Source organism: Nocardia cyriacigeorgica NBRC 100375, from assembly GCF_000308555.1.
GTDB lineage: Bacteria > Actinomycetota > Actinomycetes > Mycobacteriales > Mycobacteriaceae > Nocardia > Nocardia cyriacigeorgica.
This window is the reverse complement of sequence record NZ_BAFY01000076.1, coordinates 12,610-36,596: the sequence shown is the minus strand read 5'-3', so window position 1 is coordinate 36,596 and position 23,987 is coordinate 12,610. Positions and strand designations below refer to the sequence as shown.

General features: G+C 69.2%; 19 protein-coding genes and 2 pseudogenes. 4 read left to right on the top strand and 17 right to left on the bottom strand.

What is annotated here, in order from left to right:
* A pseudogene (locus RJ05_RS32735) lies at window positions 1-1,090 on the bottom strand (hypothetical protein); the annotation flags it as partial.
* A gap of 223 nt (window positions 1,091-1,313) precedes the next feature.
* The gene (gene lepA / locus RJ05_RS07375; protein ID WP_036534683.1) at window positions 1,314-3,191 is read right to left on the bottom strand and encodes a translation elongation factor 4; all 1,878 of its coding nucleotides are present in this window, start codon (window positions 3,189-3,191) and stop codon (window positions 1,314-1,316) included.
* A 162-nt stretch (window positions 3,192-3,353) separates the two neighbouring features.
* On the opposite strand from lepA, the gene RJ05_RS07370 reads away from it, so the two are divergent.
* Window positions 3,354-3,935 carry a type II toxin-antitoxin system PemK/MazF family toxin gene (locus RJ05_RS07370; protein ID WP_036534706.1) on the top strand — a complete coding sequence of 194 codons (582 nt, stop codon included), beginning with the start codon at window positions 3,354-3,356 and terminating at the stop codon, window positions 3,933-3,935.
* Between the two features lie 53 nt (window positions 3,936-3,988).
* On the opposite strand, the gene RJ05_RS07365 is transcribed toward RJ05_RS07370, so the two are convergent.
* Complete coding sequence (locus RJ05_RS07365) at window positions 3,989-4,777, bottom strand: aquaporin (protein ID WP_036534681.1); 789 nt, start codon at window positions 4,775-4,777, stop codon at window positions 3,989-3,991.
* Window positions 4,778-5,139: 362 nt separating this feature from the next.
* On the opposite strand from RJ05_RS07365, the gene rpsT reads away from it, so the two are divergent.
* Both rpsT and RJ05_RS07355 read left to right on the top strand, forming a co-directional pair.
* Window positions 5,140-5,400 (top strand): 30S ribosomal protein S20, encoded by a 261-nt coding sequence (rpsT, locus tag RJ05_RS07360; protein WP_014349721.1) that lies wholly within the window; start codon window positions 5,140-5,142, stop codon window positions 5,398-5,400.
* Window positions 5,401-5,536: 136 nt separating this feature from the next.
* Complete coding sequence (locus RJ05_RS07355) at window positions 5,537-5,782, top strand: hypothetical protein (RefSeq protein ID WP_036534678.1); 246 nt, start codon at window positions 5,537-5,539, stop codon at window positions 5,780-5,782.
* A 242-nt stretch (window positions 5,783-6,024) separates the two neighbouring features.
* Here RJ05_RS07355 and RJ05_RS32865 read toward each other — a convergent pair.
* From RJ05_RS32865 to holA, 3 genes and pseudogenes are all read right to left on the bottom strand, one after another.
* Window positions 6,025-6,090 (bottom strand): annotated as a pseudogene (locus RJ05_RS32865) (hypothetical protein); the annotation flags it as partial.
* A gap of 16 nt (window positions 6,091-6,106) precedes the next feature.
* Window positions 6,107-6,298 (bottom strand): MmyB family transcriptional regulator, encoded by a 192-nt coding sequence (locus tag RJ05_RS30730; RefSeq protein WP_138445778.1) that lies wholly within the window; start codon window positions 6,296-6,298, stop codon window positions 6,107-6,109.
* 209 nt (window positions 6,299-6,507) lie between these two features.
* Window positions 6,508-7,476 carry a DNA polymerase III subunit delta gene (gene holA, locus RJ05_RS07350; protein ID WP_194985027.1) on the bottom strand — a complete coding sequence of 323 codons (969 nt, stop codon included), beginning with the start codon at window positions 7,474-7,476 and terminating at the stop codon, window positions 6,508-6,510.
* Between the two features lie 223 nt (window positions 7,477-7,699).
* Between holA and RJ05_RS07345 the strand changes: the two genes are divergently transcribed.
* Complete coding sequence (locus tag RJ05_RS07345; protein WP_081597212.1) at window positions 7,700-8,950, top strand: SGNH/GDSL hydrolase family protein; 1,251 nt, start codon at window positions 7,700-7,702, stop codon at window positions 8,948-8,950.
* Here the strand turns inward: RJ05_RS07345 and RJ05_RS29840 are convergent.
* The 11 genes from RJ05_RS29840 to RJ05_RS07290 all read right to left on the bottom strand — a co-directional run bounded on the left by RJ05_RS29840 (window position 8,869) and on the right by RJ05_RS07290 (window position 23,971).
* On the bottom strand, window positions 8,869-11,742 hold the full coding sequence (locus RJ05_RS29840; protein WP_181062494.1) for a ComEC/Rec2 family competence protein: 2,874 nt from the start codon (window positions 11,740-11,742) through the stop codon (window positions 8,869-8,871). The two genes, RJ05_RS07345 and RJ05_RS29840, sit on opposite strands and share 82 nt — an antisense overlap.
* 300 nt (window positions 11,743-12,042) lie before the next feature.
* Entirely contained in the window at window positions 12,043-12,894 is an 852-nt protein-coding gene (locus RJ05_RS07335) for a ComEA family DNA-binding protein (protein WP_228828739.1), read from the bottom strand.
* 477 nt (window positions 12,895-13,371) lie between these two features.
* Window positions 13,372-14,211 carry a DegV family protein gene (locus RJ05_RS07330; protein ID WP_036534676.1) on the bottom strand — a complete coding sequence of 280 codons (840 nt, stop codon included), beginning with the start codon at window positions 14,209-14,211 and terminating at the stop codon, window positions 13,372-13,374.
* Between the two features lie 3 nt (window positions 14,212-14,214).
* Window positions 14,215-14,940: a diglucosylglycerate octanoyltransferase gene (octT, locus tag RJ05_RS07325; RefSeq protein WP_036534693.1), complete on the bottom strand. Its 726-nt coding sequence runs from the start codon at window positions 14,938-14,940 to the stop codon at window positions 14,215-14,217.
* Window positions 14,941-15,646: 706 nt separating this feature from the next.
* The gene (locus RJ05_RS07320; RefSeq protein WP_036534673.1) at window positions 15,647-16,309 is read right to left on the bottom strand and encodes a histidine phosphatase family protein; all 663 of its coding nucleotides are present in this window, start codon (window positions 16,307-16,309) and stop codon (window positions 15,647-15,649) included.
* A complete protein-coding gene (rsfS, locus tag RJ05_RS07315) occupies window positions 16,306-16,710 on the bottom strand; it encodes a ribosome silencing factor (protein WP_036534670.1) in 405 nt (134 codons plus the stop codon). Before rsfS ends, RJ05_RS07320 begins: the two co-directional genes overlap by 4 nt.
* A gap of 28 nt (window positions 16,711-16,738) precedes the next feature.
* Window positions 16,739-17,380 carry a nicotinate-nucleotide adenylyltransferase gene (nadD, locus tag RJ05_RS07310; RefSeq protein WP_081597211.1) on the bottom strand — a complete coding sequence of 214 codons (642 nt, stop codon included), beginning with the start codon at window positions 17,378-17,380 and terminating at the stop codon, window positions 16,739-16,741.
* Window positions 17,381-17,435: 55 nt separating this feature from the next.
* Window positions 17,436-19,757, bottom strand: coding sequence for a hypothetical protein (locus RJ05_RS07305; RefSeq protein ID WP_051016318.1), 2,322 nt, complete (start codon window positions 19,755-19,757; stop codon window positions 17,436-17,438).
* 1 nt (window position 19,758) lies between these two features.
* Entirely contained in the window at window positions 19,759-21,594 is a 1,836-nt protein-coding gene (locus RJ05_RS07300; RefSeq protein WP_036534665.1) for an HSP90 family protein, read from the bottom strand.
* A 51-nt stretch (window positions 21,595-21,645) separates the two neighbouring features.
* Window positions 21,646-23,070: a vWA domain-containing protein gene (locus tag RJ05_RS07295; protein WP_036534663.1), complete on the bottom strand. Its 1,425-nt coding sequence runs from the start codon at window positions 23,068-23,070 to the stop codon at window positions 21,646-21,648.
* A gap of 4 nt (window positions 23,071-23,074) precedes the next feature.
* A complete protein-coding gene (locus RJ05_RS07290; RefSeq protein WP_174343908.1) occupies window positions 23,075-23,971 on the bottom strand; it encodes an AAA family ATPase in 897 nt (298 codons plus the stop codon).
* Window positions 23,972-23,987: the final 16 nt, after the last annotated feature.

The window sequence follows — 23,987 nt, the reverse complement described above, 5'->3', positions numbered from 1 at the left end:
GCCCGCCGCCGGACTCGCCCGCATCGACAGCGGTACGGGAGCCGTCGGGCACGCGTATGCCGTCGGCGAGCCAGTCGGTGTACTGGTCCAGCTCATCGCCGACATTGCCGACGGCGAAGTCGACCTTCATCGCGGTGTTCAGGTAGATCCCGTCCGCACCGATGCCGAAGTCGACGCTCAGCTCGGTACCGAGGAAGACCCCGAGATTGTCGCCGTTGCCGATGCCGTCGAACGGATCGCCCGCACCCGGCGCGCCGGTCTCCGGCTGGGCCACGGGCGAGGCGCCCGGCATGCCGAAGGGGTTGGAGCCGGGCGCGACGAAGCCGTTGGTGCCGGGCAGTCCGAAGCCGTGCCCGGCCTGGCCGAGCCCGTGCCCGGGCAGGCCGAAGCCTTGACCACCGGGCTCCGCGAGCTCGCCTGCACCGGTGCCGGGCAGCGTGAAACCGTTCGACTGCCCACCGGCACCAGGGATTCCACCGATACCCGGTACACCCTCCGACGTCGAACCGGGCAGACCGCCGAGTCCGGGAACACCCTCACCGGAGGCGCCGGGGATACCACCGAGTCCAGGGACGCCGTCGCCGCCGGCGCCGGGGATGCCGCCGATACCCGGCACGCCCTCACCGCTCGAACCGGGCACCCGCATACTGTCGGAACCGTTTCCTGGCAACGACGGCAGTCCGAAGCCCGCGTCGGTACCGCCCCCGTTGCTGCTGCCAACGCTGCCGTCGAGGCGGGGCAGCGGCATGGTGACCCACGGGTCGGCTCCGGGAGCATCGACGTCGGGTCCCTGATCGGCGACCGGAGTCTGCGTGTAGTCGCCGGGAACGGGGTCCGGGAAGGTGAGCACCGGGCTCGGGACATCGGGATCGGGATCGCTGTTGCGCGCCCAGCCGGCATTCCAGCTATCCAGATGATGTTCGCCAGGCTGAGCCGGAACCCCACCACCGTTGGCGGCCACCAGTGCGCCGCCGGTGACGTATGCGCCGCCCCTTGCTACCCGCGCGACACCACTCGCTACACGGTAGGCAGTGTCGCCGCCACGCTCGTCGGCCTCGAAATCGCCGTCGAAGGGCAGGTCACGCGTCATACGACAACTCCACTCTCGGGTCTTCCAGCATCCTCACCACGCCGGACCGACCGAGAGTGAAGATCAGGTACCACCATATTTGTGCAGAACCCAGCTGTCACATCCTCCGGGACGCCGAAAAAGTTAACAACGCCACGCGAATTGCTCCAGCCCCCAGTTACCGGGTGGCGACGCCGGCACCGGCCGACGCGCCATTATCCCTGAACAAACCCGAGATCGCGCGCTATTTCTTGTCTTTCGGCTTGTCCGACTGCGCGTCCGAGGACAGTGCCGCGACGAAGGCCTCCTGCGGGACGTCCACCCGGCCGATGGTCTTCATCCGCTTCTTGCCTTCCTTCTGCTTCTCCAGCAGCTTGCGCTTACGGCTGATGTCACCGCCGTAGCACTTGGCGAGCACGTCCTTGCGGATGGCGCGGATGTTCTCGCGGGCAATGATTTTCGAGCCGATGGCGGCCTGGATCGGCACCTCGAACTGCTGACGCGGGATGAGCTCGCGCAGCTTGGTGGTCATCTTGTGGCCGTAGGCCTGCGCGGCGTCGCGGTGCACGATGGCACTGAACGCGTCGACCGCCTCGCCCTGCAACAGGATATCCACCTTGACCAGCTGCGATTCCTGCTCGCCAGCCTCTTCGTAATCGAGGCTGGCGTAGCCGCGGGTGCGCGATTTCAGCGAATCGAAGAAGTCGAAGATGATCTCGGCCATCGGCAGCGTGTAGCGCAGCTCGACCCGGGTCTCCGACAGGTAGTCCATGCCGCCGAGTTCACCGCGGCGCGACTGGCACAGCTCCATGATCGAGCCGATGAACTCGCTCGGGGAGATGATGGTGCACTTCACGACGGGTTCGAAGACGCGACGTACCTTGCCTTCCGGCCAGTACGACGGGTTGGTGACGACCTGCTCGCTGCCGTCCTCCATCTCCACCCGGTACACGACGTTCGGTGCGGTCGAGATCAGGTCCAGGTCGAACTCGCGCTGCAACCGCTCGCGAGTGATCTCCATGTGCAGCAGACCGAGGAAGCCGCAACGGAATCCGAAGCCGAGCGCCACCGACGTTTCCGGGGTGTAGGTCAGCGCGGCATCGTTGAGCTGCAGTTTCTCCAGGGCATCGCGCAGATCCGGATAGTCGGAGCCATCGACGGGATAGAGGCCGGAGTACACCATCGGGCGCGGTTCGCGGTAGCCGGTGAGCGGTTCGGTCGCGCCGCCGCGCGCCGCGGTGACGGTATCGCCGACCTTCGACTGGCGCACATCTTTCACACCCGTGATCAGGTAGCCCACCTCGCCGACGCCGAGACCCTGGGTGGGTTTCGGTTCGGGCGAGACGATGCCGATCTCGAGCAACTCGTGGGTCGCGCCGGTGGACATCATCTTGATCTTCTCGCGCGGGGTGAGCTTGCCGTCCACCACGCGGATGTAGGTGACAACGCCACGGTAGGTGTCGTAGACCGAGTCGAAGATCATCGCGCGCGCCGGCGCATCTGCCTGGCCCTGCGGCGGCGGGACCTGGGCGATCACCTCGTCGAGCAGCTCGGCCACACCGACGCCGGTCTTACCCGAGACCCGCAGCACGTCCGACGGCTCGCAGCCGACGATGTGGGCCAGCTCGGCCGCGTAGCGGTCGGGGTCGGCGGCGGGCAGGTCGATCTTGTTCAGCACCGGGATGATCGTCAGATCCTTGTCCAGCGCCAGGTAGAGGTTGGCCAGGGTCTGCGCCTCGATCCCCTGCGCGGCGTCCACCAGCAGGATCGCGCCCTCACAGGCCTCCAGCGCACGCGAGACCTCGTAGGTGAAGTCGACGTGGCCGGGTGTGTCGATGAGGTGCAGCACGAAGTCGGTGCCCTCGTGTTCGCCGCTGCGCGGGGTCCACGGCAGCCGGACGTTCTGGGCCTTGATGGTGATGCCGCGTTCGCGCTCGATGTCCATCCGGTCCAGATACTGGGCGCGCATCTGCCGCTCCTCGACCACTCCGGTCAATTGCAGCATCCGGTCGGCCAGCGTCGACTTGCCGTGGTCGATGTGCGCGATGATGCAGAAGTTCCGGATCCTCGACGGATCGGTGAACGTCGTGTCGGCGAAGCTGGCGGGCACTCCACTCCTCATTCGGGTATCGGCGAACTGCGCTCCATCGTCCCATGGGCGGGGGCCGGCGCCCTCCGCTGGCCCGTGCATTGCGGCAATTACCGGCGGCCACACGGTGATCGAGGGCAGGTGGGCCGCTTCGGTACGGATGTGATCACGGCGGCTCGCCGTTATATTCCAGTGATGGCCCGCAGTTGGAACTCTCTCGGCAAGCAGCTCGGCCTCATCGCGAAGGAGCAGGGTCCCAAGATCGTCAAGTCGCAGGCGCCGAAACTGGTCGGCAAGCTGCAACGCTCCACCCTGCTGGAGCGGGCAGTCGGCTCACTCGCGCCGCCGCGCAAGGCCGTCGCCGTCCCGGTTCGCCCCGCGGCCTCCACCCCGGTGCCCACCGCCGAACGCGCCCGCCAGATCGTCTACGCCCCGCACCTGGACGGGCGGGCCGACCCAGGCGAGATCGTGTGGACCTGGGTGCCGTTCGAGGAAGATCCGGCCAACGGCAAGGACCGGCCGGTGCTCGTGGTCGGCCGGGACCGCCGCACTCTGCTCGGGCTGATGCTGTCGTCGAATCCGGTGCGCGCCCACGACCGCAACTGGGTCGGGATCGGCAGCGGCAGCTGGGACCACGACGGCCGGCCCAGCTGGGTCCGCCTCGACCGCGTCCTCGATGTTCCCGAGGCGGGCATCCGCCGCGAGGGTGCGATCCTGCCGCGCAAGACCTTCGATGTGATCGCGCACCGGCTGGTCATCGAATACCACTGGAGCTGACACACACAGACCCCGCGCCGACCTGGTCGACGCGGGGTCCGGTTGTGGCGAGGTCAGCTGATCATGTCGCGCGAGCGGCCGAACAGCATGCCGTAGATGAGGGCGCCGAGGCATCCACCGATCAGCGGGAAGACCACGAAAGCCCAGGATTGGGCCATCGCACCGTCTTGATAGGGCGCGACGCCGAGGCTGCGGGCCGGGTTGACCGAGGTGTTGTCGACCGGGATGGAGATCAGGTGGATGACCGCGAGAGTCACACCGATCGACAGACCGGCCAGCGGGACATCGGAGATCTGGTCGGTGGAGGCCAGCACCACGAACACCAGCAGCGCGGTCAGCATCACCTCGACGATGATCATGGCCGCCATGCCGTAGCCGTCCTGGACCACCACGTGCCCGAGCGGGCCGGTCTGCGCGGACGGGCTGTGCTCACCCCAGCCGTTGGCGCCGAGCCCGTCGACCGAGCGGTCGTAGGAGGGCAGATTCTTGGCGATGGCGAACAGCACCAGACCGGACAGGAACGCGCCGATCAGCTGGGCGATGACGTAGCCGACCGCGCTCACCGTCGACAGCCGCCCCATCAGCAACTGCCCGATCGTCACCGCCGGATTCACGTGGCAGCCGGAGATCGGGCCGATCGCATAGACGAGGAACATCAGCGTCAGACCGAACGCCAGCGCGACCCCGAGCGCGCCGACCTTCTCCCCGGCCAGCACCGCGGTGCCGACGCCGCCCATGACCAGAATGAAGGTGCCGAGCGATTCGGCGGCCCACTTCTTGGGTTCGGGTATCGGCTTCAGCTCGATGGATTCTTCGACGACTTCCTGCGCAGTAGGTGACATGAGGTCCGCCTTCCGAGAGGATCGTCCCCGCCTCGGCGGAGAACACCGGGTAGTCCTGGGTCCTGCTGGAAAAACTGGTACGGCCGAAGTGAAAATGAACGTTACGCCAGGTAGCCGACCGCCACAACGATTTCGGCGACCGCCGCGTCGGCGGGTGATCGCCTGCGCGGGCGGTGCGCATCCGCGTTCGAGGTGGCGACGTGGGCGGGCAGCGTTGGACCGATTTCGTGTGCCGCGAGCGTGCTGGTACCCTCGATCTTCGGCGCAGCGTTACCGATGCCCGGCGTTATCGCAGGGCGCGATGCGCGCTACCAGACTTCAGAGACATCCATCAGCGACAAAGGAAACCAGAGGATACAGGCGTGGCCAACATCAAGTCCCAGATGAAGCGGATCCGGACCAACGAGGAAGCGCGTCAGCGCAACCAGTCGGTGAAGTCCGCGCTGCGCACCGCCATCCGTAGCTTCCGCGAAGCCGCCGCCGCCGGCGACAAGGACGCTGCCGCCGAGCGTCTGCGTTTCGTGAGCCGCAAGCTCGACAAGGCCGCCTCGAAGGGCGTCATCCACGCCAACCAGGCCGCCAACAAGAAGTCGGCGCTCTCGCTGGCCTTCAACAAGCTCTGATCCACCCGGTACCGCTCGGTACCGTCTCGACGCTCCAGCCGCCGCGGCCACGACGACCGCGGCGGCTTTCGCTGTCTGCCCCGCCCGGCCCCCAGCGGTCGCGCTCCTGTCGGCCGGCTGCCGTACGATTCGCCCCATGGTGACCCTGTATGCGAATCAGACCGTGGTGCGTGCCGAGGACCTCCCGGAGGTGATCCGCGCCGCCGAGGTGCTCAATATCGGGGTGAAGATCGAGAACGTGGCCGTCCCGCTCGGCGACGACACCTACTCGATGGAATGGATCGTCACCCGCGACGAGGAAGCGCCCGCCTACGAGGAGTGGGACGGCCGCTACGAGGAATCCGACGACGAAGAACCGGCCGAGCTCACGGCCGTCGACTGAGCTGACACCGGACCCGCCCCTTCGGCCCGCTGCCCGTGCGGCGGGCCGACCGTCGTCCTCAGACGCTGCGTTCGCGGGCGTGGTCGAGGGCGGCCAGGCGATCGAGGCCCTGCTGTGACGCGGCGCCGGCGGCCCGGTAGATGACCAGCCGCTGATCGGTCTCCTGCAGCGACATCAGCACCTCGAAATCGACCGCGATCCGCCTCCGGGTGGTTCAGCCGCTCACGACCGCGGCCGCGCACTCGCACGTCGTGTTCGGCCAAGGCCCGGGCGAACTCGGGACTGAGCGCGGCGAACTCGGCCACCATGTCGGCCAGCGCCCGATCATCGGGATGCGCCGCCCGCAGATCTTGTGGATGATCTGGTCCCGATCCAGTAGAACTCGCGCATGCCGGGGTGCGTCAGGCACAACCGCCTCGTGTTGCGGTGCGTGGGAGCCGGCCCGTCGATATCGAGCAGCAGCCGGCTCATTTCCCGATTCCACGCCAGGATGTCGAAGCGGTGATCGACCAGCATTGCCGGCAGCGAGGATCGCGTGGTCGCCGCTGGGCAGTGGGGTGCTCACCAGCAACTACGCGCGCGCCGATCTCGCCGATGAGGCCTACGCCGCGCCGAGCGGCGGGGCTCTCGGTCGGACTCTGGTTGCGGTCGTGGGCGATCGGGTCTCACTGCTGCTGGTGTTGCCGGTCGTGCGGCGGATTACGGCCTTGGTGGTGCGGGCGGTGTCAGCGGCCGTGCAGGTCGAGGATCTGCATCAGCGCGTGTTCGAGCGCGTAGGCCGAATCGGCCGCGCCGCCCTTGACGTCGGCGTTCAGCGTCGCGACGACTTGCAGGGCGGAGCCGATGGTGGCGGGGGTCCAGCCGCGGGATTGCGCCTGGGCCTTCTTCACTTTCCACGGCGGCATACCGAGCGGGCCGGCCAATGTGAACGGATCGCCACGACCCGCCGAGCCGACCTTGGCGATGGTGTGCACCGAATCGGCCAGCGCGTCGGCCAGCAAAACATGCGGCACACCCCGGTCGGTGGCCCACCGCAGGGCCTCCATCGCGCCGGGACGATCCCCGGTGACGGCAAGCTCGGCGACATCGAATCCGGTCACCTCGGCCTTGCCGGAGTAGTACCGCCGTACGGCCGCGACGTCGATCTTCCCGCCCGTGTCGGCGGTCAGCTGCGAACTGGCAGCGGCCAGCTCACGCAGGTCCGAGCCCACGGCCTCGATCACGGCCTGCACCACCTCGCCGGAGACCCGGGCACCCGCCGCCCGGAACTCGGCGCGGACGAACTCGGCACGTTCGGACGCCTTGGTGAGCTTGGCGCAGTTGTGCACCACCGCTCCCGCCTTCTGCAGCGCGGGTGCGAGCGCCTTGGCCCGCCCACCACCGGAGTGCACCACCATCAGCACCACGCCGTCGGGTGGTTCGGCCGCCGCGTCGGTGATCACCGCGACCGCGTCCTTACCCGCTTCGGCCGCCGATTCCAGGATGATCACCCGATCTTCGGCGAACAGCGACGGACTCAACAATTCGGCCAGCTCGGCGGTACTCGCCTCCCCCGCACGCAGCCGGTCAACCGGCACCCCCTCCGGATCCGGCGCCCCCGCCCTGACCTGCGCGACCACGCTCGCAATGGCACGCTCGATCAACAACTCCTCGTCCCCGAGCACCAGGTGGACCGCCGCAGGCCGTTCGCTCACGCCCCCGATCCTACGGTCGGGGTCCGACATGTCGGCCGCCCCCGCCACCTCAGCGTTCCGCGCCGTGAACAGATCCACCGGCCTCGGGGCAAGCCGCGGCGCGGTCGTTCCCGAACCGAGTGCGGCCCGCACGAACCCATAGGGAATTAACGGCACCACAGTCCCGTTAACTCCGACGTGCCGAGTGCCCGCTCGGCAGCGCAGACGAAATGAGGCTTGGGTCATGAGGTTCTCGGCGCGGCGACTTGGAGTCGCCCTACTCACGGCGCTGATGTTGTTCACCGCGGCATGTGGCATCGATATCGCGGCGCAAGACGCTCCGGAGTGGTCGGCAGGCTGGTCCGCGGCGGCTCAGCGGCCGAGCATCGGGTTCGGGCCGAACTGGTCGGAGGCGGGGTTCTCGGACGAGACGCTGCGGCAAGTGGTCCGGGTCTCCAACGGCGGCGACCGGATCCGCATCCGCCTGTCCAACCGTTTCGGCGCGGCGCCGCTGCGGATCACCGGGGCGACCGTGGCCGCCGCAGCCGATGGCGCGGCCCTACGGCCGGAAACCCTCCGGCAGTTGACCTTCGACGGCGCGGCGACAGTGGAGATCGCGGCGGGCGGTGAAATATCCAGCGACGCGGCGCCATTGCCGGTCGACCCGATGGACTCGGTCACCGTGACGCTCTACTTGCGGGAGACCACCGGACCGGCCACCTTCCATTCACAGGCATGGACCGACTCCTACCGCGCCGCCGGGGACCACCGAAGCGATATCGGTGGGGCGGCATTCACCGAACGCACCAGCTCCTGGTACTACCTCGTCGATGTGGAGGTGGCGGGTGCGGCCGGGCGTCGCGATACGGTGGTCGCCTTCGGCGATTCGATCACCGACGGCTTCGGTTCCACTCCGGGTGCGAACCACCGCTGGCCGGACGCACTCGCCGACCGGCTGGCCGCGACGGGGCGGCAGCGCGCGGTGCTGAACCTGGGCATCGGTGGAAACCTGGTGGCCAACGACACCGCCTGGTACGGCGACCGTGCCACGACACGCTTCCGGCGTGACGTGCTCGACAAGCCTGGGGTGCGCACCGTCGTGCTCTTGCAGGGCGTCAACGACATCGGTTTCAGCGAATCGGACCAACCCACCTACGAGCCGAACCCGGATGTGCCGGTGGAGCAGATCATCGCCGGCTACCGCACCCTGATCGGTCTGGCGCACGAGCACGGTATCCGGATGATCGGGGCGACGCTGCTGCCCTTCGGCGGTTCCACTCATGACAGTGCGAGGTCGGAAGCCAAGCGGCGCGCGCTGAATGCATGGATCCGGACATCGGGAGAGTTCGACGCCGTTGTCGATTTCGAACGGGCCCTGGCCGATCCGGCGAATCCGGCGGTGCTGCTGGCCGCCTACGATTCCGGTGACCACCTGCATCCGAACGATGCCGGGTACCGAAGGATGGCCGAGGCTCTCGACCCCGCGCTCTTGTAGAAGCGCCGATTACCGCCGTCGCCGATAGGAACCGATCCGACCGGCGACGGCCCCTGTTCGCAGCAGGGCAGCGCCGCTCGCGACCGCGGCCCGCGACGTGGATGCGCAGGTGAGCATCGGCGGAAGTGATGGCGATCGCACCGTCGCGGTCGGTGCGGGCGATGGTGGATCCCAGCGATTGCAGGTCGGACAGGATGCCGGGATGCGGGTGGCCGAAGGTGTTGTCGGCTCCTGCGCTGATGATGGCCAGGCGCGGGTGGACGGCGTGCAGGAATTCGGGTGTGGTGGTGCGGGACCCGTGATGGGGGACCTTGAGGATGTCGGCGCGGAGGGGAACGCCGGAGCTCAGCAATGAGCGCTGAGTCGCGGCCTCGATATCGCCGGTGAGCAGGATGCGCCCAGCGGCCGTATGCGCGACGAGGACGATCGAGCGGTCGTTGGCGGTATCCGGATCCAGCGGACCCGTGCGGGGATGAGCGCGGCGCCGACGGTGCGAGCACGTCGAGCACCAGGTCGCCGATGGTCAATCGACAGCCCGCGGTGAGTTCTGTCAGCGGAATGCCCGCACGTTGCAGCGTTTGCGCCACCTCAGCGGGTCCGGCGTGTCTGCTGTCGTGGTGTTCTCCGTCCCCGCCCTGGATACCGCTTTCACGGTTGTGAACGGGAGCGCCGAGGTTGCCGGTAGTACCGAGAGCTCGGCCGCATCGGGTGGGCATCGCCTCACCCGAAGCCTGTCCAGAACGGCGCGATGCCGGACCGACGCGGTGCGCGGGTAATTCGCCGGGGCCGATGGCGACCGCGCCGATCTCGCGTCCGTCCAAAGCCCCCTCGAGGCCGGCGATATGGTCGGCGTGTGGGTGGCTGAGGACCAAGAGTGGAACACGGGTGATGCCGAGGCGGTCCAGACAGGTTCGGATGGCGCGGGGCTCCGGGCCGACGTCGACGACGACGGCGCTCCGAGGTCCGGTGGCCACAGCCAGGCCGTCACCTTGCCCTACGTCGCAGGCGGCGAGGACCCAGCCGTCGGGCGGCCAGCCGGGAAACCACCACCGGACCGGAATCAGCACTGCCCCAGCACTGATCAGCACGACCGCCACGAGACGACGCACCAGGACCGATCGCAGCAGCCAGATCACCGCTGCGACGACCGCACAGGCGATCAGTCCGCCGCTCGAACCGCCGGGCACTGTCACCGTCGCGCCGGGAATCGCGGCGAGGTACTCGGCCACCGACAGCATCCACCACATCGGCGGCGCCGCGCAGCGCAACGCGAGCTCGGCCAACGGCATCCATGCGGATGCGAGCACCGCGCCGGCGGCACCGATCACGGTGATCGGTGCGATGACCGGCGCGACAAGGACATTCGCGATAACAGCGACCAGGCTGATCTTCCCCGTCAACGCCACCACGATCGGTGTGGTCACTACGAACGCCGCAGCGGACACCGCGAGAATCTCCGCGGGCAGTCGCCACATGCCGTTGGCTCGCAACCAATCCGACCAACTGGGTGCCAGCAGGATCAGGGCGCCTGTCGCCAGCACCGAGAGTGCGAAGCCCGCCGACATCGCCAGCTGCGGCCACACCGCAAGCAGACCGATCACGGCGGCACACAGGGCGGGCAGCGCTTGCCGTCGCCGCCCGGTCAGCAGCGCCAGCAAGGTCACCGCGCCCATGGCCGCGGCCCGCAGAACACTCGGATCCGGCCTGGCGATGACGACGAACATCACCAGCGCTCCGGCCGCGACCGCGACGGTCATCCGCGGACCGAGCGTGAGCAGCCGGGTGAGGAACAGCACGACGGTCAACAGAATCGTGAAGTTCGCACCGCTGACCACAGTCAAATGCGTGAGTCCGGCTGTTTCGAAGTCGCGGCGCACATCATCGGACAGCGCCGAGGTGTCCCCCACGACGAGCGCGGGCAGCGACCCGGCAGCGCCCGCGGGTAGCGCCGCGGCCGAGGCGGCGACCAGGTCCGCGCGTACCGATCCCGCGAATCGCTGCCACCACGGCAGTGCTCCCGCGGTGGCCGGGTCACCGAGGGCGCGCAAGGTCGCGACGGTCAGGTCGCGAAGGCGCGGCGGAGACACCCGGGCGCGAAACTCGATGGGCTGCCCGGGCGGGAGCTTCGCCCATGCCGAGCCCGTCGCCAGGATGACGACGGCTCCCCCGCTGCGCACGATGGTCGAACCGTGCTGATACTTCTGCAGGTTCGCCCGCACCAGCCACGTCCGCTCATCGCCGAATGTCGCAGCGCGCACGGGTTTCGGATCGTCGACCGGCGTCACCACGACCCGGACCGACATTCCCGCCGGGACCGCTCGCAGCGGATGGGTCTGCACCCGCTGCTCCCGCCATGCCGCCGCGACAGCGATACCGGCACCGAGCACCACCGCGCCCAGCGCGACCACCGCGACGGCCCGCCACCGCTCCCGCCGATGCGCCACCGCCCACATCAATCCCGCCCACAACCCCATCGCCGCCACCGTCGCCCCCACCGCGACCAGCACCCCGGCCCGCCACCCGGCACCGAGTACCAGCACCGTCACCACCCAGCAGCACACCGCCGCGGGCAGCAGCCGCCCATCGAGCCGGGCATCCGCGGAGCCGTCCTCATCGAGGTCGGGCTCGCTGTTCGCGACGACTGCTGCCCGACGATCCCGTCGAGCCGGCGCACGACCCTCGGCCGCCCCGACCTCACCCCGGCTATCGGCCACAGCCGGCCCCGCCCAGCCGCGCGCTCGCCGACGGCCGATCTCCCCCTGCACACCGCCATCCACCGCCCGAGCTGCCATTCGACGAGCGTGTGGTTCGATCGTTTCCGCCGAATCCGACCGGTCCGGGTACGGCAGGTAGCCGTGCAGAGAGGCGGACGGTAGCAGATCGACCGTGCCCGGTTACGTGATAGCCGAGCGCCGACCGCCGTGGTTGCGAACCACCCCTGCCGACGCGGAAATACCTGTGCTCGCGGCGGGCGGATGTCGAACTTGCGCGGCTACTGCTCACGCTCCCGCCGGCCTGTTCTGCATGCGCCCGGATATCGGCGAATCGAGCAGGCACCCAGGTGGTCCCGGCCTCTGCTCGGCACTGCGGGCTCATATCGTCACCAGCTCACGCAGCCGGGCGAGGCGGGCCGGGCCGATGCCGTCCACATCACCGAGCTGCTCGACATCGGTGAATCGGCCGTTGGTGGTGCGCCAGGCGATGATGGCGCGGGCGGTGACGGGGCCGATGCCAGGAAGGGCGTCCAGGTCGGATTCGGTGGCGGAGTTGAGGTTCACGCGTGTGCCCGGCTCCGCGGCACCTGCGGTCGGCCCCGATGCGTTCGAACTCGTCGCGCCCGGTGAGCGGCCGGATGAACCGATGGTGGAGCTGCCGAGTCGAGGGACGCCGGGTTCGCCGTCTGCCGTGCCGACGATCACCTGGTCGCCATCGGACAGGCGCTGAGCGAGGTTGATGCCGGCCAGGTCGGCGCCGTCACGGGCCCCGCCCGCGGCCGCCACCGCGTCGGCGACCCTGGATCCGGGTGGCAGGCGCACCAGTCCGGATTTGTGCACCAGACCGACCACACTCACCACCAGCTCAGCCGTGGCACCGTCCGACACGGCTGCGCTGGGCGGGGCGGCCGGGCCGGACTCGGCCGGCAGAGCGCGCGTTGCCGGTGCCGCCGTGTAGGCCGCGGCTATCGGCGGAACCTGTTGTGCGACGGGGCGTTCCCACAGCACCACGCCGACCGCCACCAGGGCGGCCACCAGGCCGACCCCCGCCATCGTCACTACGCCGCGTCGACCGGGGTCCATCCGGGTATGGCGAAAGCGTGGTGGCACCAGCCGGTCTCGCCACCGGCTGCCCGCGCGGCCCGGCTCGTCCAGCCAGCCGGGAGTGCCGACCGCCCCGACGTCGTTGTCGGGCTCGTCGTAACCTCGCGGTGGGTCATCAGGCGGCAATTCGTTCAGATTCCATCGTCCGGGCTCGGTGGTCGTGTCCGAATCCGGAAGACCCCCTGCGGCTTCCGGATCCCGGCCGGCGGATGGTCGTCGGCGCGCGACCTTGTCGACGTCCTCCGACTGCCGGCCCGGCGATCGTTGATCCCGCCCGGGATTCCCCTCCGTCCCCGGCCGGGATGCCGCGACCGATCGCGCGACAATTCCCGATCTCGTCGTTGTGGCCGACCCCGCGACTGCCCGCGCCGCGCCGACCCGTGCGGTCAGCACGCCGAGTCGTTCCCGGATCCGTTCGCGCTCCTCGTGTCGTGACATGGCGGCAACGCTAGGACCGACAGCAGCCCTGCGGACGACGCCGACCAGCGACTTCGCGAAGCCTGTGGATAACTGCGGCCCTGTGGAAAACTCGCGCGAACACACCGATGCCGCGGCCGGAACCCTGGTAGCGGGCCGGTTACCGGGTGCGACTATTCGACGGTGTCAGCAGCCACCGGGCAAGACCAGCACGCCCACCGCCCCGACGCCGAGATGCACAGCCAGCGCGGGACCGAACTCGGCGGTGATGACCTCGTCCACACCCGGGACCCGCTCCCGCAACTGGGTGGCGAGGCTGTCGGCGGCAGCGGGTGCGCCCAGATGCTGCACCGCCACCGCCGCACCGTCTTCGCCTGCGGCATCCACCGCGGCGGCGACCAGCTTCGCGTAGGCCTTGGAGCGGGTGCGCACTTTCTCCCGGAGTTCCAGCCGCCCACCGACGATCTGCAACAGCGGTTTGGTCACGAGCTCGCTGCCGAAAAACGATGCCGCCGAGCTGAGCCGGCCACCCCGGCGCAGCTGTTCGGTGCGGTTGACCAGGATGAAGGTTCTGGCTCGTGCCGCCGCGGCGACAGCGGCGTCATAGACCACGTCCAATGCCGCGCCCGAGCACGCGCGCCGCGCGGCCGCCAGCACCGGCAGACCGGTCGCCAACCCGGCGCCGAGCGAATCGACCAGGCGAACCCGCTCGTCGGCACCCATATCGCGCACGGCCTGCCTGCCCGCCTCCCAGGTGCCCGAGAGCTGGCGCGACAGGTGTACGGCCACCACGCCGTCACCGTCGCTACGATCGAGCGCCGCTTCGTACACGGCCCGCAACTCACCCGGCGACGGCGCCGAGGTGGTCACAGTGTCACTGGTGTAGTCGATATCGAGGTCGTCGACGCCCTCACGCACTGCCCGGTCGCCGACCAGGACATGCAGCGGCACAACACCGATGCCCAGTTCGCCGACCAGATCGGCGGGCAGGCTCGCCGACGAATCGGTGACGACCACGACGGACACGGACTACCGAACCTCCTGCAAGGTTTTCACCATCGCGTTGGCGACGGCGGTGTGCCCATCCCAGCCCCAGTGGATGCCGTCGGGGTTGGCGGCATCGGAGAAGATGTTCTCGCGCACCGCTTCACCGAGGTCGACCAGCGGCACCGAGGTGCGTTCCGACCAGGCGCGCAAAGCCCGAACGGCGCGCTCACGACCGCGATGCACGCGCCCGTAGGCGGCGCAATTGTGCACCGAGGGCAGCACCGCGACCACGGGCAGGTCCGGACGCAGCTGTGCCAGCGCCTCCCGCGATTGCTCGAGGTAGCTGACGCTGACCTTCGGCGGAAGCGCCACGGGCCGGCCGAGTTTCGACAGTTTCGGCTGCAGCCACTGGTAGGTCGCGCGCACACCGCGCCGCACCGCGGGCGGACGCACGTAGCGGATCAGCTCACGCAGCGCGGTCGGCAGCGGCGAGGGCAGGCTGTCCATGCCGCCCACGGCGAACACCACCGCACCCGCGCGCGGAACCGCGGCCCAGATGCGCGGATCGCCGATCAGCGCCCAGTAGCCGTCGCGGCAGGTCCAGCCGATCCGGGCGACCAGCTCGACGTCCCAATCCAATTCCGCGCCGACCAGATTCGGCCAGATGCGGGGATGGTCGGCGGGCAAGCCGCCTTCGGGGCCGAAGTAGGCGAGCGAGTCCGCGATCACCAGCAGGACCGGACGCTGTTCCGGGGCCGACGACGACACTTCCTGCGACGCGGCCGCGACCGGCGTACCGGCGGGGACCCCGGGCTCAGCGGCGGCACGATCACCATCATTTGCCGGTTCCGCTCCGGTCTCGATGGATTCCAACGGCGAGCCGGGCTCGCCGGGTTCGACAGGTGCGCTCCGATCGGCTTCCGCGTCAACGGAACTCGTCGCCGCCGACTCGCTCGCTGTCGACCGGATCCGGCCCACGTCGTCAGGCAATTCGGCCGTCTCGACCGAGCCGCCTTCCGGCTCGGCCGAAGATCCATCAGGCGCAGCCGCAGGCTCGACCGCGGATCCGACGGTCTCCGCAGAATCGACCGTCTCGCCGGAGGTCCCAACAGAGCCCGCCGCGAGCCCGGCCGCACCCGCGGAAGGTTCAGCCGACTCGACGGAAGACCCGGCCGGCGCGGCCGACGAGGCAACGCCCTCAGCAGCAGGTTCGGCCACCGCGGCCGCAGCAGGCTCCGGATCATCCTCCGAGGCCACAGCTTTCACACCGTTGTCCGCATCCGGAGGTTCGGTGGGTGGTTCGGGCACGACGTCGTCGGTCGTGCCGGACCGGTCGCCGGCCGGAACGGTTTCCGGCGTGCGCGCTGCCGGCGGCGGGGTCGGTGGCGGCCCGAACAGGGCATCCGGGAGGGCACGTTCCGGTCGGGCGGAGACCTTCCGGAACAGTTCGTCCGGCACCTGCCGGAGGGGCTCTTCAGAGGACATCGGGAGCTACCTTCGCCGCTGCGTTCCACACATCGAGGCGCCAGCCGGGCTGGTCGATGCTCGGGCCGTGGCTGGTCAACTGCACCCAGCTGGTGTTGGCCAGACCACCGAGGGCGGGCCAGCTGCGGGGTGGCAGGTCGAGCAGCGCGGCCGTGAGGGCGGCGATCAGCCCGCCGTGCGCCACCAGGATGATAGTCCCACCGGGCCAATCCTGCCGTTCGGCGAACAGTTCCTGTACCACCGGCAGTGCTCGCGCGCCGACCTCGAGTTTGCTCTCGCCGTTGGGCGGGGTGAAGCTCGCGTCCAGCCGCCACGCCACCCTGGCCCCTGGATATCCCGCGTCGACCTCGATATGGGTGAGCCCTTCCCAGTCACCGAGGTTGGTTTCGCGCAGGCGCGGGTCGCGCACCACGTCGATGCCGGTATGGTCGGCCAGCGCCACCGCGGTCTCGTAGGCCCGTTTGAGGTCGGAGGAGATGATCGCGATCGCGTTGTGGGTCACCAGCTCTCGTGCCGCTTCCTTGGCCTGGCGGCGTCCGAGTTCGGTGAGATCGGTATCGATCTGGCCCTGCATGCGGTCGATGGCATTCCATTCGGTCTGCCCGTGGCGCAACAGGATCAGCTTGCGCACATGGCTGTACTTCGAGGTCACTCGCCGTCCTCGGAAGTCGCCGCTTCGGTGGCAGCCGGGCCGGCGAGGCCGTCGACCGGTACCACCGGGCAGTCCTTCCACAAGCGTTCCAGCGCATAGAAGTTGCGCTCGTCGTTGTGCTGGATGTGCACCACCACGTCGACGTAGTCCAGCAACGCCCACCGGCCCTCACGGGTGCCTTCGCGGCGGACCGGCTTGTGACCGGCGGCGCGCAGTTTCTCCTCGACATTGTCGACGATCGCGTTGACCTGACGCTCGTTCGGCGCGGACGCGATCACGAAGCAGTCGGTGATCACCAACTGCTCGGATACGTCGAGCACCACCACATCGGAAGCCAGCTTCTCATCGGCTGCCCGTGCGGCGACCTGCGCCATCTCCACCGCTTCGACAGAGGCCGTCATGCCCGCACCTCGCTGCGCTCGCTCACGCTCAGCTACCTTCCGCTCCTGCCGGCACATACAGGTGCCGCTTCGATATGTACTGCACGACACCGTCGGGCACGAGGTACCAAACCGGCCGGTTCTCGGCGGCGCGGCGACGGCATTCGCTCGACGAGATCGCCAGCGCCGGGATCTCGATCATGGTCACCGCATCGGCCGGAAGATCACGCAGGTGCTCCTCCAGATGATCGGTGTGCAGTTCGTAACCCGGACGGCTCACCCCGACGAACCTCGCCAGTTCGAACAGTTCCGCCCAATCCTGCCACGTGAGGATATTGGCCAGCGCGTCCGCTCCGGTGATGAAGTACAGCTCCGCGTCCGGATGCTGGGCCCGCAGGTCACGCAGGGTGTCGACGGTGTAGGTGACCCCGCCCCGGTCGATGTCGGCCCGGCTGACCGAGAACCGCGGGTTCGACGCCGTCGCGATGACGGTCATCAGGTAGCGGTCCTCGGCCGGGCTGACCTGCTTGCCTGCCTTCTGCCACGGCTGTCCGGTGGGCACGAAGACCACTTCGTCGAGGTCGAAGCGGTTGGCGACCTCGCTGGCGGCGACCAGGTGGCCGTGGTGGATGGGATCGAACGTTCCGCCCATCACCCCGAGCTTGCGTCGAGGCCGGCCTGTCGTGTGCATGAGTGCCAAGCTTAACGGGTGGGCATTGTCGCGCCCTGGCGGTGACCGGCAGCAGCTAGCGATCGTCGTCCCCGCCGATGAACTCCGCGCGCATCTGTGTCCGCTGCTCGCGGGCGGTCTCCAGCTCGGCAGCCAGCTCGGCGGCCGATTCGGGCGGGGGCGCCTGGTCGAGCCCGGCGCTCAGTTCCTCGATCAGAGCGTCGATGGTGGCCAGCCAGGCCGGTGACTCCGAGTCGGCGTCGGCGTCCCAGGTCTGCATCCAGGCGACGCGGCGCAGGCATTCGGCGCGCGCACCGATCCGGCCCAGACCGCCCCACAGCTGCGCGGCCCGCAGATAAGCCGCCCGCCCATCGGAGTTGCGTCCGGCTCGCGCCAGGGCCTCGGCGGCCGCCTCGGCGAGTTCGGCCCGGAGTTCGTCGTGGCCGGGCTGGTGCTCGATCAGTTTCGCAGCCGATACGTATTGACGTGCGGCCTCGTCCGGCCTGCCCAGCGCCGACAGCGAGGCCCCGTACTGTGCTCCGATGACGGCGAGCTCCGAAGCCGGATACCCGAGATCGGGGTCGCCGACGACCTGGTCGAACAACGCGGCCGCCGGACCGTGCTGGCCGGCACGGTGGAAGGCGCGGGCCGCGACGCAGCTGTGGTGGGCGGCGTCGGCCTCCGACAAGCCCGACCAGCGGGCGGCGGCGTACAGGGCGGCATCGGCCAGATCGGCTTCCCGGCCCGGCTGCCCGGCCAGGGCCGACACGAGCAGCGAGTTCAGCCGGGCCAGATCCTCGCGGGTCAGGACACCGGAGCCGAGTGCCAAGGCGCGTCGCAGCTGGGTTTCGGCGGCGGCCGGGTCGGTGTTCAGCCGCGCGGTGGCTGCTTCGATCAGCCGAGTCGCCTCGGCCGACCGGTCCACGGCCGCGTCGTCGACCGGTTCGGCGGTTGCCGACGCCGTCGCCCCGTACACGCCCGTACCCGCGACGACCGTGCCGGTATCGGGCGGGACCGGGGCGGCAGCTGCCCGGCCTGCCACGGGAGCTCCCGAGCCGGCAGCAACACTCGAGCCCGTGGCACCAACACCCGGTGCCGCAGCAGCACCCGAGGACGTCGTGGTGGAAAGCGAGCGCGTGGCGGCAGCCCCCGAGGACCCGGCGGCAGCACCTGAGGACGCGGCGGCAACATCCGAGGATGACGTCGGGGATACGGAGTCCGTGGTCGCTCCTGCGGCGGCCGGTATGACTTCCGAGGCCTTCCCGGTCACTCCTGAGGCGGTGGCAGTGGATACCGACCGCGTCGCGAGCGAGCGTGCTCGCAGGCCCAACGGCAGCAGCTCGACCAGCGGCTGCCTGGTCTGCCGTTCATCGACCCGCTTGCGGTACTCGCCGGTCCCGTTCCTGGTGTCGTAACGGCGCACCACCTCCTCGATCTCGGCCTCGAGCAGAGCCAGCACCGACGCCACCGTCCCCCCGCCCACCGGCAGATCCGCCATGTCCCGCGCGACCAACCGGCGCAGCAGCACGCTCACACCGGTGATGAACGACAGCCGGCTGCCGATGTCGGCGGCCTGTTCGGTGATCCAGCCGCTGTGTTCGGCCAGGATCTCCAGCCCGCGCGCTTCGTTTCCGGTCAGCGCACAGAACTCGATGTGCTCACCCACCGACGCGCGCAGCTCGATATTGTGCCGGACCAGCGGATATCCGGTCAGGTGCGCGCTGCGGGCCGCGGCGGTGCGTCCGGTGCGCAGCATCGGCACCAGCGCCTTGGCCAGCGTCCGGTGCGGTTCCTCGGCGCAGCTGCGTTCTCCGTCGATCACCGGGCGCCACTGTTCGAGGGCCGCCTCGTCGTCGCCCGCGGCCGCGCTGATCACGCCCCAGCCGTTGCGTTCGCAGGCATCGCAGTCGGCCATCTGATCGCGCTGCTCGGTCAGTGCTGCGTCGCGTAGCGCGATCGCGTTGTCGTGGTCACCGATCGCGCAGGCCAGGTCGGCGCGCAGGCTCAGCACCGGGCGGGCGCTGTAGCCACGCTGCCGGTAGCGGTTGTCCATCTCGTCGAGCCAGCGATGCACCGTCGGCAACGGGACGGCCGGATTGCCGATCAGATCCCACGTCATCCATTTCAGCTGCCAGTGCACCGAATAGCTCAAGTGCCCGAGTTCGGCCGGGTGGGCGTCGTAGATGCTCAGCAGCCGGCCGTAGGCCATCGGTGAGAGGTCGCGTTCGCCGGCGTACATGTAGGAGCGGGCCAGTTCGAGCAGCACGTTGCCCTCGAGCGCGCGATCGGTGCCGGAGCGGGCGGCGGCGGCCAGCGTTTCCAAGCGCTGGGTGCGGGAGCGTCCGTGTGGCAAGGATCGGCAGCGGCGCAGTTCGCCGTCGATATCGAGGCTTTCCATCTCAGTTCTCCCCCTGGTCGCCGCCGGCGGCGCGTTCGGTCGCCCAGCTCAGGAACTCCCCGAAAGCCCGGTTGAGCAAGGCGGTGTCGGCGGGGCGCAGGGGCCGGTGAGTCATCAGCAGCGCCTGCCCGTACAGCGATTCCACGGCCGTCTTCAGGAAGGCCGGATCACCGATGCGGGCCAGTCTGCGCACCACCGGGCTGTGGAAGTTGAGCACCAGCTGTGCTCGTGGCGTCGCGGATTCGAGCGCGCCGAGGATGTCGGACCATAGATCATCGGCCTCGGCAACGGTGTCGGCCCTGGCGCGTTCGTTGCGGGCGCCGCGGCTGTCGAGGTAGAGCGCGGGCACCGACACCGGTTGAAAGGCGCGCAGCAGCACATCGCAGGCCAGCGGATCGAGCGTGCCGCGCGCGATCGCCAGGACCGGCGCCAGGGCCAGCTCCTCGGCCGGGTCCACCGGATCGAGTGCGGCGGTCACCGCGGCGCCGTCGAGCTCGGCCACCTCGACGCCGGGCATGATCTGCGGCAGCAGGGCGACGAGTTCGGCGTCATAGGTGTAGCCACCGTTGACGATGCCGATGCCCTGCGCCGACGCCGTCTGCGCGACCTGGCGGAACTCCTCCACCGTCGCGCTGACCCGCACCACCGGATGTTTGCGGACGAACTCGGTGAGCGGGATGCGGCCTTCGGTGGTCTCGAACAGCAGGTGCGGCACCATGATCCGCAGGAGCTCGGTCGAATGACGTGCCATCGCCTTGACTCCGAGAGAGTGCACCGACAGGAACGCGGCCAGCCGGTCGGGCTGCTCGGCGGCGATCTCGGTGAGCCATTCCCGCACCCGGTCGCCGAGCGCCTCGCGGACGATGGCCAGCCGCTCGTCTTCGTAGAGCCCCTCGCGCGAGGCAGTCGGCCGCAGCGAATCGGTGTCGATGACGCAGCGGACGAAGAACGCCCAGTCCGGCAGCACCCCGCGCACGGCGTCACCGAGCAGCATGCCTTTCAGGTACACGCGGTGGGCACTGGATTCGGCCGGATTTCCTGGCTGCGACAGCACGTACGCGACACCGCTGACGCCGGCCAGTTCGGCGTCGAGGTCGATGACGTCCAGCGGCGCGAAACCCAGCACGCGTTCGCCGTAGTCGAACAGTGCGGCACGACGCAGGGCGGGCGAGTCGAACCGGCGCCGCCAGACCGGCGGCGGATCGGTCACCCGGACCACGCTGCCGTCGGCCTCGACAGTCACCTCGTACGGCAGCAGCGAACCGTAATCGGTGACCAGTTCCAGGACGCGTTCGGCGGCGAACCAGGGCTGCGCGCCCGGCCGCGGCGTCAGTTCGACCGTGGTGCCCGGTTCGGGGTACTGCGCCGGCTCGAGTGCGCGCAGCGAGTAGGTGCCGTCGGCCTCGGCGATCCATTCCACCGGTGGCGCGGCGGTGTCGGCGGCCGACCGGGTGCGCACGCGGATGGATTCGGCGACGGTGAAGCAGGCGAGCAGCCCGATGCCGAACTGGCCGAGGAATTCGCGTCGGGCGCCTTCGATGTCGTCGCGCTTTGATGAGCGGCCGATGGTGGCAAGGAAACGGTGGACGTCGGCCTCGGTGAGTCCGATGCCGGGGTCGGTGATGCGCAGCCCGTTTCCGTCCAGGTGCAGCCGGATGGCGGTCGGGGCGGTGGGGTCGAGGGCCGTGCGTGCGGTGACGGCGTCGACGGCGTTCTGCAACAGCTCCCTGAGGTAGACCCGCGGACTCGAGTACAGGTGGTGCGACAGCAGATCCACGATGCCGCGCAGATCGACCTGGAACTGATAGTTGCTGTCCGCTGGAGCTGTGTTGACCATTCGCGCATTGTCGCGGCAACACCATAAGGTTCGCTTAACAAGCGCTGATCGTCACACCGGGAGCAGCCGCGACACCACCGCGGTCAGTTGCGCCGCCGACCGGCATTCGTGCATCTCGATCACCTGCTGATACTTGTCGGCGGCCGAATCCCCTGATCCCCATTGGGTTCTCGGCTCCGGGTTGAGCCAATGCGCATGTTTGGCCACCTGCACCAGCTCACGCAACGTTTCCAGGTCGGGATCGCGATAGTTGGTGCGCGCGTCGCCGAGGATCAGCAGCGAACTGCGGCTGGTGACGGCGTCGGGCCACTTCGTGGCAAACCCGGACAGGGCGCTGCCGTAATCGGAATGCCCGTCGAAGCCGGCCACTTCGGCCTCGGTGAATACCCGTTTCATCGCCTCGTCCAATTGGGTTCGCGCGTCGAAGAACCGGGTTACCTCGTCGGTCTGATCGACGAACGCGAAGATCCGCACCCGCGAGAACTGCTCACGCAACGCACTGACCAGTAGCAGAGTGAAGTTGCTGAAACCGGCCACCGAGCCCGAGACATCGCACAGCAGGACGAGTTCCGGCCTGCCCGGTCGCGGCTTGCGGTTGACCAGATCGATCGGCACGCCGCCGGTGGACATGGATTTGCGCAGGGTGCGCCGCAGATCGATCTCACCGCGCCGGGAATGCCTGCGCCGCACGGCAAGCCGTGAGGCCAGGATCCGGGCCAGTCGCTGGCTGCTGCGGCGCAACTCGGCCAGCTCGGATTCCGAGGCGCGCAGGAAATCGACTTCCTCGGCCTGCCGGGAGACGCCGTAACTGGCGACCCGTTCCCGCCCGATCCGTTCGGCGACGCGTCTGCGGGTTTCGGCGTCGACCGTGGCGCGGAAGGCATCGATCCGCTGACGGGCGGCGCGGCGGGCGATCTCGGACTCGAAGGCACTCGCATCCGGGCGCGCCAGGCCGGCCAGGATCTTGGCCAGCAGCGTCTGCGGCTGCACCTCTTTGAGCGCCTGGTACGTCGAGAACGACGGGCCGCGCGCGGACTGATATTGGCCCAGCTCTTCGACCATCTGCCCCGCCAGTGACTCCAGCTGGGCGGTGGTGCCCTCCTCGGTCAGCAATTCGGCCAGCAGCTCTCGCAGCGCCGCGATATCGACCGTGCCCGAGGGCGTGCGCGGAATCTCCACATCGTCGACCGAATCGGTGCGAGCGCCGATCGCGACCGGGAACCACAGGTCGAACAGGCCGTCGTAGGTGCCGCGGTGGGTGGTGCGGCGCAATAGGGCGCAGGCCAGGCCTTCGCGCACCGCTTCCCGGTCCATCAGGTCCAGCACGGTCAGCACCCGCCCCGCGTCGACGGTCTCCGACGGGCCGACCGGGACCCCGCGGGCCCGCAGTGCCTCGACGAAATCGACGAGGTGACCCGCGAACCCGTGCGGCGCACGAAAATCCGGCGACTGCGCGGGTATCGAACGCGCGGACATCGGCTCAGGCCAGTTTCAGCTCGGCCAGCGCCCGCTCGTGGTCGCTGCGATGTTTGAGCACAACGCCGAGGGTGGCGCGCACGGTCGTATCGTCGAGATCCTGCATGCCGAGGGCCAGCAGGGTACGGCCCCAGTCGATGGATTCGGCCACCGACGGCAGCTTCTTCAACGGCATACCGCGCAGTACGTGCACGATCCGCACCAGCTGCGCCGCGACCGCCTCCGGCAGCTCCGGGACCCGGCTGGCCAGGATGCGGCGTTCCAGGTCGGCGTCCGGGAAGTCCAGATGCAGGTAAAGGCAGCGGCGCTTGAGCGCCTCCGACAGCTCCCTTGTCGCATTCGAGGTGAGTACCACGAACGGCTTGTGCTGGGCGGTGATGGTGCCGAGTTCCGGGACCGTCACAGCGAAATCGCTGAGCACCTCGAGCAGCAGGCCCTCGATCTCGACGTCGGCCTTGTCGGTCTCGTCGATGAGCAGCACCGTCGGCTCGGTGCGGCGGATCGCGGTCAGCAGCGGCCGTGCCAGCAGGAACTCCTCGGTGAAGACGTCGGCCTTGGTCTCTTCCCAGTCGTTCTCGCTGGAGGCCTGGATGCGCAGGATCTGCTTGGCGTGGTTCCATTCGTAGAGGGCGCGGGCCTCGTCGACGCCCTCGTAGCACTGCAACCGCACCAGCTCGGCGCCCGCGGTCTGCGCGACCGCGCGCGAGAGCTCGGTCTTGCCGACACCGGCCGGACCCTCGATCAGCAGCGGCTTACCCAGCCGATCGGCCAGGAACACCGAGGTGGCGGTGGCCTTGTCGGCCAGATATCCCGTCTCGGCGAGCCGATCGATCACCTCGTCCACCGAGGCGAAGATCGGCTCCTGAGCCGCGACCTGATCCGAATTCGAGCGATCCACCACGCGTCCCTTTCCTGCG